Below are 13534 nucleotides of genomic sequence, written 5' to 3'. Positions count from 1 at the left end.
ATTATGCTATATTACAACTTTTAAAATCAGTCGATAAAGCATTTGCTGGTCAGGTTAAACCCTATTACTTTTTGATAGTATGGAAAAATATAAATTTGTAACCGAGTTTGAATTACGATCATCGCCAAAAGTGTTGTTTCCATATATATCGACTCCGTCGGGTCTGGAACAGTGGTATGCCGAGAAGGTGACTGTTTTGCCTGACCATCGTTATGATTTCCAGTGGGACGGCGACAGTCACATTGCCAGACAGACAAGTTTGCGTGTGAATAAAGCCGTAAAATTTGAATTTGAGAACACAAGTGAAGACGACCTGGATAATGATCATGTGGAACTTAAATTGGAGGTTAGCGAGTTAACCCAGACAACCTTTCTACGGATTGTAGATTATTCAGGAAATAGGGATGAGGCGGAGCTGGATTCATTGTGGGACGGCTTTATTGTTAATTTGAGAGAAATAGTAGGGAGTTGATGAAAAAGCTTGATAAGCTTATTTTAATGTCCTTTTGGGGGCCTTTTATAATTACAATGTCGGTTGTGGTTTTCGTGTTTTTGATGCGGATCATGATCTTTTATATTGACGACTTCGTTTCCAAAGACCTCGGTCTGATGGATTATGCACAGTTGTTCTTCTTTTTTAGTCTCATAACTGTTCCCACTGCACTACCGTTGGCCATGCTGCTGTCTTCGCTCATGGCTTTCGGAAACCTTGGTGAGTTTTTTGAGCTCACAGCCATCAAAAGCGCGGGTATTTCTATTGTTCGTGCTATGGCTCCACTGTTCATTGTGGCAGTCGGTATCAGTATTTTCTCTTTCTATTTCAATGATCGGGTGTCTCCCTGGGCCAACTTGAAAGGCTATAGTCTGCTATATGACATCAAGACGACCAAAGCTACGTTGAAAATCAAGGATGGTATATTTTACAATGATCTTCCCGGTTACAGCATCAAGGTTGATAAAAAGGAAGAAAATGGCAAGCTGATCGGAATGGTCATTTACAAGCATTCCAACAGATCCTATGAAATCGGAAATACCGAGATTATTCTTGCAGACTCAGGTCGGATGTACTCCATTAATGACAATCGGTATCTAGTGATTGAATTATATAACGGTACGCATTACACAGAAGTGGTAGGGTCCGGAGCTTCGACCTCCTATATTTCTTCACCGTCTGCTTCCACAGCTGTTGTTAATAATTTTCAGCGGAATGATTTTAAACATTTTAAAATGACTGAAAGTTTATCATCGTTCGGGATGAAACGAACCGATGAAGGACAGTTTAAGTATCACGAGTTTATGAAAAATATCGGAGATCTTACTGCCACAGCAGACTCATTAAGAAATAGTTACGATCAGACCAAAAAGGATCTTATCCCGAACAGTCAGCAGTATTATACATACAATTACAAGACTAAGTACGACAGCACCTTAAAGGCAGGTAAGTGGATTGACTCGCTCCTGGCGAGATCAGTTAACGACAGTTTGAAGAAGGAGATTTTTACCGGTGCTAAAAATTCGTCGTCCAGCATGCTGAGTTATGCCAATTCTCAGGCGGACTATCTCCAGACAAAACTTAAAGATGCGAATAAATATGACCTTGAAAAACATCACAAATATACACAGGCGTTATCGTGCCTGATCATGTTCCTGATTGGTGCACCGCTGGGAGCTATCATCAAAAAAGGTGGATTTGGTGTTCCTGTTCTGATTTCGATCCTGTTTTTTATCCTGCTTTATGTCCTCACCAACCAGGGCGATAAGTGGGTAAAGGAGGGTTTTCTGGCTGTTCCGGTGGGAGCGTGGCTTGCTAATACAATCCTTTTATTTACAGGGCTCTACTTCGTGGACCGCGCGAGAAGCGATTCCCGACTGTTTGAGAAAGACGTTTATGTAATGTTTGTGAAGAGAATGAAGGCCAGGTGGGTGAGTAGATTTGGTAAAAAGGAACTTATACCATCATAGTTAAATTATATTTTTATTACAAAGATAATTCTGTAATTTTGCAACCTTATTTGCAGCAGGGTGCTGTAAAATATTTATTAAAAATTTAATCTGTCGTTACAATCATGTATTTAACCGCGGAATGGAAGAGAGAGATCTTCGAAACTAAGGGATTTAAAAAAGAAGGCGGAGACACTGGATCTGCTGAATCTCAAATTGCGTTGTTTACTTACCGTATCAATTATTTGAACGAGCACTTAAAAACGCACAAAAAAGACAACGATACCAGATTAGGCTTGCTTAAAATGGTAGGAAAGCGTAGAAGATTGTTAGACTATCTTTTCAAAAACGACATTACCCGCTACCGTGCGATTATTGCCGAATTGAACATACGTAAGTAGTTATGGATCAGGGAACTTCTACTAAGATAGTTCCCTGATTTTTTGCAGGAATTTATCAAGCAACTTTCGGAACGTAATTCGGCGTTTCAGCAGCATTCAAACAACATATATTTATGCTATTTAATATAGTTAACAAAACTATACCTCTGCCAGATGGCCGGGAAATCACAATTGAAACAGGAAAATTAGCGAAACAAGCCGATGGTTCGGTGGTAGTAAGACTGGGTAATACCATGATCCTGGCTACTGTAGTTGCTAACAAAGACATAAAAGAGGGACTTGATTTTTTACCACTTTCGGTTGATTATCAGGAAAAATTTGCTTCTGCTGGTAGAATACCTGGAAGCTTTATGCGTCGTGAAGGAAAACTTTCTGACCACGAAGTATTGGTTAGCCGTTTGGTTGACCGCGTATTGCGTCCGTTATTTCCGGATGATTACCACGCAGAAACTCAGGTTAACCTGGTTTTGATCTCTGCTGATCCAGAGGCTTTACCGGATGCACTTGCTGCACTTGCTGCATCAGCTGCTTTAATGGTTTCTGACATTCCTTTCGCAGGACCAGTATCAGAAGTTCGTGTTGCTAAAATCGACGGAAAATATGTTGTCAATCCAGGTGCAACTGAATTGGAAAAAGCAACACTTGAATTGATGGTAGGCGCAACGTACAAAGACATTGCGATGGTGGAAGGTGAAATGGACGAAGTTTCTGAGGACGAAGTTATCGAAGCTTTGAAAGTTGCACACGACGTGATCAAACTGCAATGTCTTGCTTTGAAAGAGTTTGAAGCAGAAGCAGGCAAAACTGTAAAAAGAGAATATATTGGTGACGAGCAGGATGCTGAACTTGAAGCAAGAATAAGAACATTTTCTTACGACAAAGTTTACGCTGTAACGCAATTAGGCTCTCAAAATAAAAATGTTCGTAAAGACGGATTCAAAGCTGTTTGGACTGCATTCACTGAAAGCATCACCGAAGAAGAGGTTGTAAACCTGGCATTGGCTAAGCGTTATTTCAACGATATCGTTTGGGAAGCATCACGTCGTTTGGTTTTGGATGAAAGAAAACGTCTGGATGGTCGTCGCTTGGACGAAGTTAGACCTATCGCTTCGGAGGTTGATTTCCTTCCTAACGCACACGGATCGGCATTGTTCACCCGTGGAGAAACTCAGTCGCTGACAACAGTTACCTTGGGTACAAAAAATGATGAGCAGATTATTGATACACCATTGAAATACGGTTACAGTAAATTCTTGCTTCACTACAACTTTCCTGGATTTTCAACCGGCGAGGTAAAGCCAAACCGCGGACCTGGTCGTAGAGAAGTAGGGCATGGTAACCTGGCTTTGCGTGCATTGAAAAAAGTGCTTCCTGCCGTAGAAGATAATCCTTACACAATTCGTATTGTATCTGATATCCTTGAATCAAACGGATCTTCGTCAATGGCGACTGTTTGTGCTGGTTCATTGGCTCTTATGGATTCTGGTTTGAAAATTAAGGCACCTGTTTCGGGTATCGCAATGGGCCTTATATCTGATGAGGCAACTGGTAAATACGCAGTATTGTCGGATATTCTGGGTGATGAAGATCATCTTGGAGATATGGACTTTAAGGTAACTGGTACCGAAAAAGGTATTACTGCCTGCCAAATGGATATGAAAGTAAATGGTCTTTCGTTTGAAGTTTTAACTGAGGCGTTGCTTCAGGCAAAAGCCGGAAGGTTACATATTCTGGGCGAAATGAATAAAACTATAAAAGAAAGTCGTCAGGAACTGAAACCTCACACGCCTCGCGCCGTCATAATCAAGATTGACCGCGAAATGATTGGAGCGGTAATCGGGCCGGGTGGTAAAGTTGTTCAGGATATTCAGAAAGAATCCGGAGCTACTGTTTCTATCGAAGAAAAAGATGGTGCCGGCTTCGTAAGTATATTCTCTGCTGATAAGACTTCAATGGATAAAGCAGTTGCACGTATTAAAGGGATCATTCTGGTACCGGAAGTAGGTGAAGTTTATTCAGGAAAGGTTAAGTCAATTATGCCGTTTGGCGCATTTGTTGAGTTCCTGCCAGGTAAAGATGGATTGCTTCATATTTCTGAGGTTAAGTGGGAAAGACTTGAAACAATGGATGGCGTACTTGAAGTTGGTGAGGAGATTCAGGTGAAACTGGTAGAGGTAGACAAGAAAACAGGGAAGTATCGTTTGTCACGTAAGGTTTTACTTCCTAAGCCAGAGAACAAAAACGCGTAAAACGGTGTTTTTCTAAACGAGGGCATTACATGATGCCGTTATTTATACATATTAATATAAGAATGTAGATGAGACAGCTAAAGATCAGTAAGCAAATTACCAACCGTGAAAGTCAGTCATTAGATAAATATTTGCAGGAAATCGGTAAGGTGGATTTGTTAACGCCGGATGAGGAGGTGACGTTAGCTCAAAAAATAAGGGATGGTGATCAGCTCGCACTGGAAAGACTGACAAAAGCGAATCTTCGTTTTGTAGTTTCTGTTGCTAAACAATATCAAAATCAAGGTCTTTCATTGGGAGATTTGATCAATGAAGGTAATTTGGGTTTGATTAAAGCTGCTCAGCGTTTTGACGAAACACGTGGTTTTAAGTTTATTTCATACGCTGTATGGTGGATCCGCCAGTCTATTCTTCAGGCATTGGCAGAGCAGTCACGTATCGTGCGCCTTCCGCTGAACAGGGTAGGTTCTCTGAATAAAATTTCAAAGACTTTCTCTGAACTTGAACAGAAATTTGAGCGTGAGCCTTCTCCGGAAGAACTTGCGGAAGTATTGGAAATATCATCTTCGGAAGTAGTTGATACCATGAAAATTTCCGGAAGACACGTATCTATGGATGCTCCTTTCGTTCAGGGTGAAGAAAACAGCCTTTTGGATGTTTTAGAAAATGATCTTGAAGACAAACCAGATAGCGGTCTTGTAAATGAGTCTCTGCGCAAAGAAGTACAAAGAGCACTTTGCACGCTTACTCAAAGAGAGGCAGATGTAATTGCACTTTATTTCGGATTAAACGGAGAACATGCAATGACACTGGAAGAAATTGGAGAGAAATTCAATCTTACCCGCGAGCGTGTTCGTCAAATTAAAGAAAAAGCCATCAGAAGATTACGTCATGTATCCAGAAGCAAAGCTTTAAAGACTTATCTTGGATAATACGAGTTCAATAAATGAAATTAAAATAGCCTCTCTTGGAGGCTATTTTTGTATAAAAGCAAAATGGCAGTTTTACAACCACTAGTTGACCTCGCAGCGATTTGTTATTTGCACGGGGTACGTCATGTAGTTCTTTCACCCGGATCCAGAAGTGCCGCTTTAACACTGGCTTTCTCACGCCACAAGGACTTTGAAATGCATCCGGTGATGGATGAGCGATCCGCTGGCTTTATAGCGCTGGGTATCGCACAACAAACCGGTGTGCCGGTTGTATTGATTTGTACATCCGGCAGCGCGGCATATAATTTCGCTCCCGCCATTGCAGAAGCTTTCTTTCAGCAGATACCGCTACTCGTTTTGACTGCCGACAGGCCGAAAGAATGGACACATCAATTCGATGGACAAACGATTTATCAGACTGAAATATATGGAAAGCATGTAAAGAAATTTTTTGAATTTCCTTCGGATTATGCTCATTCTGACGCTATTTGGGCCATTAACCGGATCAGCAATGAGGCAGTTAATCTGGCAGGAAACCTTCCTTTTGGTCCTGTTCACATCAATGTACCTATACGGGAGCCATTTTATCCTCTGGATACTGACAGCCTTCTGGCCCCTACCAATCTAAGAATAACCGTCCAAACGGTACCTGAGCCCGCTCTGACAATAGATGACTGGAATGTGCTTCTGGATGAATGGGACGATTCTGGGAGGATATTGATAGTGGGTGGTCAACATCAGAGGTGCGAAAAATTAAATCATGCTCTTTCTAAAATTACAGAGGAGCTGGATGTGCCGGTGGTTGCAGATAGCATTGCCAACCTTTCCGGAAGTGAATTGTTCATACATCATCATGATCTGATACTTGCGTCTAATAAAAATCAGGAGGAGCTCGTTCCCGACTTGCTGATAACCTACGGACTATCTATGATGTCCAAAGAATTAAAAACATTTCTGAGGGATAATCCTGCCAGGAAACACTGGCACATTGGCAATGATGGTGTCTGGGCGGATCCTTTAAAATCTGTCACGCGTCAAATCGCTGTAAACGCGTCGTGGTTTTTTGAAACCATTTTCGAAAAGATTGATTATCAGTTATTTGTTCAAAATGCGGACGCTGAAAACGATCCATCATATATGGATAACTGGCGCAAAAAAGAACAGTCAGCTTGTCGGGAACAGGAAGATTTTTTAACTAACCTAACGTCGTTAACTGATTTATCAGCTATAAATAGCGTTATTTCCAACCTGTCCGGATCAAATCAACTACACGTTGGCAATAGTATGCCGATCCGATACGTGAATGCCTTGGGTAGAACCGACAAGCTTGCTGGCTTATTCTGTAACCGGGGAACCAGTGGTATCGACGGTTCTTTGAGCACTGCAATAGGAGCTGCGTTGGTCAATAATGTGCCTACTACGCTAATTATTGGAGATGTATCGTTTCTCTATGATCGAAACGGACTGTTGTTAAAAACACTTCCGTCAAATTTAAAAATTGTTGTAATTAACAATGGAGGCGGGAATATCTTTCGGATGATTGATGGTCCAGCAAGGCAACCTGAGTTAGAGGATTATTTCGAAACAAAACATAGTTTCACCGCAAGAAGAACGGCAGAAGATGCAGGGTTGGTATACATGTCAGCATCTTCGCCTGACTCCTTGGAGCATTCGTTACATGAGTTTAATCTTTTAGAGCAAGCGGGATTACTCGAAGTATTTACCGATCCGGAAGAGAACAGACTTACATGGAAAAAATTTAAAAGCATTACGAGTGACTGATATCATTTGCAGTTTTTTTCAAACTCGGCGATGGCAATAGGGTCTTTTAAAACGATTCCCTGTTTCCATATTTTGCAGGCTGCAACCTTATCATTTTTTTCCAGAAGTAGTTTTCCTGTCAAGCCATACAGTTCGTCAACAGGTTCGGCAATGTCTATGGCTTTTTTGAACTCAATGAGCGCCTTGTCGGCTTGTCCTGACTTTTGGTAGTATATTCCCATATTCCTCAGGGCATAACCATTGCGTGGATCAATATCCAGAGACCTGTCTATCAACTTCGAGGCTTCTTCTAATTTCCCGAGTTTCAGGTAAGCGTAACCTTTATTGTTCAGGGCAAACGCATTGGCAGGATTTAAATTTAATATTCGATCAAACATATTGACCGCATCGTCCAATTTGTTTTCATGAATCGCTATAAGTCCCAGATTGTTTAATGCCTCAATTTGGGATGGGCGAATAGCCAATGCATCCTTGAAGTCCTTTTGAGCTAAAACGATGTCCCCCTGTTTGTAATAGATTGCCCCTCTGTTAACAAGCGCCTCAACATTGGCTTTATCCAGTTGAAGAGCCCTGTCGTAATCCGAAATAGATAGGGAGGGCTGGCCCTTTGCATCCGACAGGTTACCTCGAACCAGAAAGAATCTGGACGAATCTTTGTATTCTTTCTCGATTACCCTGAGATCATTATCTGCATCGATCAGTTTTCCTAAAACAAGGGCCGTTTCCGCACGTACCAAATTTGCCTGTACGAAGCTAGGATCAACCTTGATTGCTTCTGTTAAAACCTCATAGGCATCAGCAGGCCGGTTTAACTTGAGCAGGCATAAACCTTTGTTAAGATATGCGTCCGAAAACTCGGGATTTTTATCGATGGCCTCGTCGTATAATCTCAAAGCTTCGGTATAATTCTTTTGTACGAAAGATTGGTTTGCCTTTAAAAAGAAGTCAGCAGCATCCTTTTTGCTTTGTTCTGAACATGACAAAATTGTTAGTACTATTAATATTAGTAAATATGGTCTTAAAAATGAGAAATTCATTACAGTTTCGAAATGATTACTTTTGGTAAAATTTATTACAATGAGATACATTAAAGATATAACAAACAGCAGGTTCAAAATTGGTGTTTATCAATGGAACAATAAATATATCATCAAGATTGAAAACGGGATGTATGAGCAAACATACAAAATCGACCAATACGAGGTGGCAAATGTGGAAGAAATAGAAAAGTGCATAGATGAAGTTTTTCTTGGCGTAGTAGCCAAAACCTTTGATACTATGGAGGGGGATTTTACCCAAACCTTGTTAAGAAATGAGGTAATATTTTGAAAAGTGTAGTAGAGAAAAACTACCTTCGCATACTACGTATACGGTTTTAAGATGGTTTTCGTTAGATACCTGATCCGTTTTTACGTAAAAGTGGCTTTGCAACTTGACTCTTAGATATTTATATGGTTAAAAATATTAAATCGTTTCAACAATCCATCAAATCAACCCCTATGCTTTTTAAACATGGCACTTATACCCTTGGGTTATATTTAGCTTTTGGTGCTTCCTCGGCTATTGCTCAGAGTACTCTGGGTTTTACCGAACCTGAGGCGCACTTTCGAAATGGTCTTGAATACTATGAGAAGTCGAATTTTGTAGCCGCCCGTCAGGAATTTGGCGAATATATAAACACACAGGATAAATTACTCAGTACAAGTGATTACAATAAGGTTACAGCGGAATATTATATAGCCGTAACGGGGTTGTATCTGAACTATCCGGAAGCGGAGGTACAGGTAGATCGCTTTGTTAAGAATCACAGAGAACATCCCAAGGCCCAGCAGATTTATGGTGATTTGGGTAAGTATTATTATGAAGGTGGAGAATACGAAAAGGCCATCACATACCTTGAGAAAGCTGTAAAGTTGCCAGGAGGTGGTGCCAAAAAAACTGAGAATACCTATCAGCTTGCCATGTCCTATTACAACACAAAGCAACCTGATGCGGCTTTACCATTATTTAACCAGGTGAAGACAGATGCAGCTTTTGCTAACGCTGGTGATGCTTCTTTTTACGCAGGGGTGATTAATTATCAGAAAAACAACTTTGATGAAGCTTATCAGGACTTCTCGCGAGTGGAGAACCATCCGTATTATAAAAATGAAGTTCCTAACTGGATTATATCATCTTTATATCAGCAAAAGAAATACGATCAACTGTTACAGTATGGAGAAAGGACACTGACACAGCAACGAGGAAATACTAAACTGGATGATGTAGCGCTTTACGTCGCTGAGGTGTATTATGAGAAGGGGGACTATCCAGCTGCCGTAAAGGCGTATGAGCGTTACAATAAAATGAAGTCGGGTACCATACCTCCTGCGATTGCATTGCATTATGGTCATTCATTGTTTAGGACCAATAACTACGACGGCACAATTCAGGCGTTAAAGAATGTTGGAGCGGGCAAGGATTCTGTTTCGCAGTATGCTTCATATTTGTTGGGTATCAGCTATTTAAAGACTAATAATTCAAGTTATGCTTTAACGTCATTCGGTAATGCTGCTAAGCTAAACCATAACGAAGTTGTACGAGAAGAGGCCTCTTACAATCACGCCAAAATTCAACTTGAAACCGGTAATAACAATGAAGCAATAAAGGAATTCAATGCCTTCATGAGCCAGTTTCCCCAGAGCAAACATATTGAAGAAGCAACCGAATTAGTAGCCGAGGGTTATGCGGGTGCAAGTAATAATGCAGGTGCAATAAAGTACATTGAGGGGCTCTCAAAGCGGAATGCTAAAATTAATGGGACGTATCAGAGGTTGACATATAACCAGGGTGTCGTTGAATTTAATCAGCAAAAATTTGATCCGGCCATCGTGTTGTTTGACAAGTCGATCAAATTCCCGATTGACGAGCAAATATTCATTGCAGCCAGTTTCTACAAAGCAGAGTCTGTTTACGGATTGAAGAAAGTGGATGAAGCAGTGGCGCTTTATAACCAGATTACTAAAAATCCCAAAGCGGGAATTTACGCCAGGAAGAGTTTGTATGCGTTGGGATACGTTTATTACAACCAGAAAAAATATAGTCAGGCACTGGGTTACTTTAAGGATTTTGTGAGTAATCTGGAAGGAATAGATAGCCAGATTATTGAAGACGCCCATGCCCGTTTAGCTGATTGTTATCTTGCTGCTAAAAATTATGAGGAGGCTATTCGTACGTATGAGAAAGTGGCGAATAACGGAAAAACTGATAAGGATTATGCTATTTACCAAAAGGCAAGGGCTTATGTTTACATGAATCGTGAACAGGAAGCGCGCAGGCAGTTTGAATTATTGATCAGTTCTTTCCCTTCTTCGCGATATCTGGATGATGCTTACTTCCAGATTGCCGATATTGATTTTAAAAATCAGAGTTATTCTGCGGCAGTGAAGGGATATACCAGGATGATCAATGAAAAACCTAAGAGCTATCTGATACCGGCGGCCTTATTACGCAGAGCACAGTCGTACTATAACTTGCAGGTTTATGAGCAGGCTATTGTAGATTTTAAGAAAATCCTGACAGAATATTCCGATTCTCCTTCGGCTAGCAGTGCATTGGAAGGTATTCAGGAAAGTTACACCGCTGTCGGTCGTCCGGAAGAGTTTACTCAGGTACTTGGCGTGGTTCGTAAAAACAATCCGGGCAATGAAAAGCTGGAAGAAGTAGAGTTTGACAACGTAAGAAATCTTTATTATGCAGAGAAGTATGAAAATGCAAAAAATGCGTTATTGGAATTCCTGAACAGTTACCCGTCCAGCAAACATCAATATGACGCACGTTATTTTGTAGGTTCATCATTTGATAAGACCGGGAAGGTTAATGAAGCGCTTCAATATTTTGGTAAAGTAGTCCAGGAGAACCGGTCAACATTTGTGGCAGCAGCAGCGCAAAGATCGGCTGAATTGGAAATTGAACGAGGAAATTATAATAATGCGGTTTCCAATTTCAGGGTCTTGCTACGCAATGCTGAAAGTAAGAAAGAACAGGCACAGGCATGGATCGGCTTAATGGATAATTACTACACCCTTAAAAGCTACGATTCTACGCTGTATTATGCACGAGAGGTAATAACTGCGGGTAATATTATTCCGGGCGGACTGGGTAAGGCGCAGCTGTATCTCGGTAAAGTGCCTTATGATAAAGGTGATTTGACCAAGGCTGCTGAGGAATTCAAAAAAGTCGCTGCTACGTCTAAGGATGAATACGGTGCCGAGGCGAGTTATTGGAACGCGTCTATTCTTTACAAAAACAAGAAGTATAAGGAAGCGGAAAATGCGATTATTGAAATGGGTAAGAACTTCGAAGGTTATGATTACTGGAGGGTTCGGTCGTTTATTTTGCTGGCGGAGGTTTACGTTGGGTTGAACGAGATGGGGCAGGCTAAGGCAACGCTCAATTCGATCATTGACAATTCAGATGACAAAGAAGCCGTAGAACTGGCCAAGCAAAAGCTGGCTCAGATAACGAAATAGAATGATTAACCCTGTTTAAGCATAACAGTAACAAATATTATTTATGATGAATTCAAGCGTATTACGTGGATCAATATTTCTTCTGACCCTTGGTTTTTCAACGAACTTCGCTCTTGCACAAAGAGGTGAGATTGAAAGCCAGACCTATGAGATTGTTAAAGAAAAAAGTATTGAATTTGCCCCGGCGAACCGCATATTTGACAAAGTGCAACCGGTGCAGGCTTCCACTGGTCAAAAGAAAGTTTCGTATGAAATTTTGGATCCTAATATCAGTATTTCCTCGCCCAAACTGACGCCTGCGGTTGGGGTATCTTCTGATGAGAAGGAAAGATCGGAGATGCCCGGTGTGTTAAACAATTACATTAAACTGGGTGCGGGAAATTACGGAAGATTTCTGGGTGAAGCTTTTGTAGGCGCCAGAACTTCCGAAGACCTTGTTTTTACTTCTCAGGTCAAACATCTTTCCGCTGCAAATGGTCCGGTGGATGGTAAGAATTCCGCTAATGCTGCTACCAACTTGAGAGTAGGTGGAAAATACATCCGGAGTACTTATAAAGTGGAAGCCAATGTAGAGTATGATAGAAAAAACTATTATTTCTACGGTTACCAGCCACAGCCCGAAGGTGTTACAGTGAACAGGGACAGTTTACGCCAGACGGTAAATCAGTTTGGGATCAATCTTGGTTTCGAAAATACTGATGCTTCTGTGGCGGTGGATTACTCTGTTAAAACGAGTCTTAATACATTGTCGGACCGGTACAATGCCTCTGAACTGGATTGGGGAACCAAGTTAATGGCATCTGTGCCAATCTCAGAGTCGTTTTATGCGTTACTGGATGCAGATGCTTTCATTTCGCAACGGGTCGACAGGTTGACGTACAACAGGAATTTGTTCCGGGTAAAGCCTACCTTCAAGTACACTACAGATGTATTTACTGTAACCGCCGGACTTAACGCTGTTAACGAAACAGACAGTCAGCTTAATATCAATAAAACCAAGGCATTTCCTATTATTAATTTCGACGTGATTCCTTTCACAGGTCTGCACATCTTTGCAGGTTATAACGGAGATATTGTAAGAAATACTTTGAAAAGTATGTTGAGCGAAAATCAGTGGCTTGGTCCCAATGTGCTCATTGTCAATACTGAAAAAACTGCGGATATTTATGCAGGTGTGAAGGGAGAAACAGGAGATGGTTTCAACTATGAAGGTAAGGTATCTTATTCTAGGTACCGTAATTTTTACAGTTTCAATAATTCACTATCGGATACTTCCAAGTTTTCGGCGATATACGATCCAGGCAAAACAAAGGTGCTGACCATTTCCGGACAAGCAGGGTATAATTTTAACGACTTATTCAAAACATCCCTGAAAGTGAACTTCTTTGATTATTCCGTTGGCGTAGTTGAAGAACCGTGGCACAGGCCTGATCTCACGTTAAACTGGTTTAACGCATTAACAATTAGTAAAAAGCTGTTTGTAACTGCTGATTTTTACATGCTGCGAGGGATCAAAGCGAAAAACTTTCAGTCGGGAATTGTTACAAAAATGCCCGTTGTAGCTGACCTGAACTTAAAGATTGATTACCTGTTAACCAAGAACTTCTCTGCGTTTGTATCCATCAACAATGTGTTCGGGAAAGAGTACCAGAGATACCAGTACTATCCCCAACAGGGATTAAACTTTATTGGTGGATTATCTTTTTCTTTTTAACTTC

The 13534-nt window shown here is 41.0% G+C and carries 10 protein-coding genes; 9 read left to right on the top strand and 1 reads right to left on the bottom strand.

What is annotated here, in order from left to right:
- Positions 1–79: 79 nt before the first annotated feature.
- From LZG71_RS03005 to menD, 6 genes are all read left to right on the top strand, one after another.
- Entirely contained in the window at positions 80–472 is a 393-nt protein-coding gene (locus LZG71_RS03005; RefSeq protein WP_233816841.1) for an START-like domain-containing protein, read from the top strand.
- On the top strand, positions 472–1962 hold the full coding sequence (locus LZG71_RS03000) for an LptF/LptG family permease (RefSeq protein WP_233816839.1): 1491 nt from the start codon (positions 472–474) through the stop codon (positions 1960–1962). Before LZG71_RS03005 ends, LZG71_RS03000 begins: the two co-directional genes overlap by 1 nt.
- 104 nt (positions 1963–2066) lie before the next feature.
- Positions 2067–2342 (top strand): 30S ribosomal protein S15, encoded by a 276-nt coding sequence (gene rpsO / locus LZG71_RS02995; protein WP_233816837.1) that lies wholly within the window; start codon positions 2067–2069, stop codon positions 2340–2342.
- A 113-nt stretch (positions 2343–2455) separates the two neighbouring features.
- Entirely contained in the window at positions 2456–4591 is a 2136-nt protein-coding gene (locus LZG71_RS02990) for a polyribonucleotide nucleotidyltransferase (protein WP_233816835.1), read from the top strand.
- Between the two features lie 68 nt (positions 4592–4659).
- On the top strand, positions 4660–5523 hold the full coding sequence (locus LZG71_RS02985; RefSeq protein ID WP_131957614.1) for an RNA polymerase sigma factor RpoD/SigA: 864 nt from the start codon (positions 4660–4662) through the stop codon (positions 5521–5523).
- Between the two features lie 63 nt (positions 5524–5586).
- Positions 5587–7305, top strand: a complete 1719-nt coding sequence (gene menD / locus LZG71_RS02980) for a 2-succinyl-5-enolpyruvyl-6-hydroxy-3-cyclohexene-1-carboxylic-acid synthase (protein ID WP_233816833.1) — start codon at positions 5587–5589, stop codon at positions 7303–7305.
- A gap of 2 nt (positions 7306–7307) precedes the next feature.
- Here menD and LZG71_RS02975 read toward each other — a convergent pair whose 3' ends face one another.
- Positions 7308–8288 carry a tetratricopeptide repeat protein gene (locus LZG71_RS02975; protein WP_233816831.1) on the bottom strand — a complete coding sequence of 327 codons (981 nt, stop codon included), beginning with the start codon at positions 8286–8288 and terminating at the stop codon, positions 7308–7310.
- 94 nt (positions 8289–8382) lie between these two features.
- Here LZG71_RS02975 and LZG71_RS02970 point away from each other — a divergent pair, with 94 nt between their 5' ends.
- From LZG71_RS02970 to LZG71_RS02960, 3 genes are all read left to right on the top strand, one after another.
- Positions 8383–8634 (top strand): hypothetical protein, encoded by a 252-nt coding sequence (locus LZG71_RS02970; RefSeq protein ID WP_233816829.1) that lies wholly within the window; start codon positions 8383–8385, stop codon positions 8632–8634.
- A 170-nt stretch (positions 8635–8804) separates the two neighbouring features.
- The gene (locus tag LZG71_RS02965; protein ID WP_233816827.1) at positions 8805–11816 is read left to right on the top strand and encodes a tetratricopeptide repeat protein; all 3012 of its coding nucleotides are present in this window, start codon (positions 8805–8807) and stop codon (positions 11814–11816) included.
- Positions 11817–11859: 43 nt separating this feature from the next.
- Entirely contained in the window at positions 11860–13530 is a 1671-nt protein-coding gene (locus LZG71_RS02960) for a TonB-dependent receptor (RefSeq protein WP_233816825.1), read from the top strand.
- Positions 13531–13534 lie beyond the last annotated feature (4 nt).

It is taken from the genome of Dyadobacter sp. CY312, from assembly GCF_021390535.1.
Classification (GTDB): domain Bacteria; phylum Bacteroidota; class Bacteroidia; order Cytophagales; family Spirosomataceae; genus Dyadobacter.
This window is presented reverse-complemented; position numbering and strand designations above follow the sequence as displayed.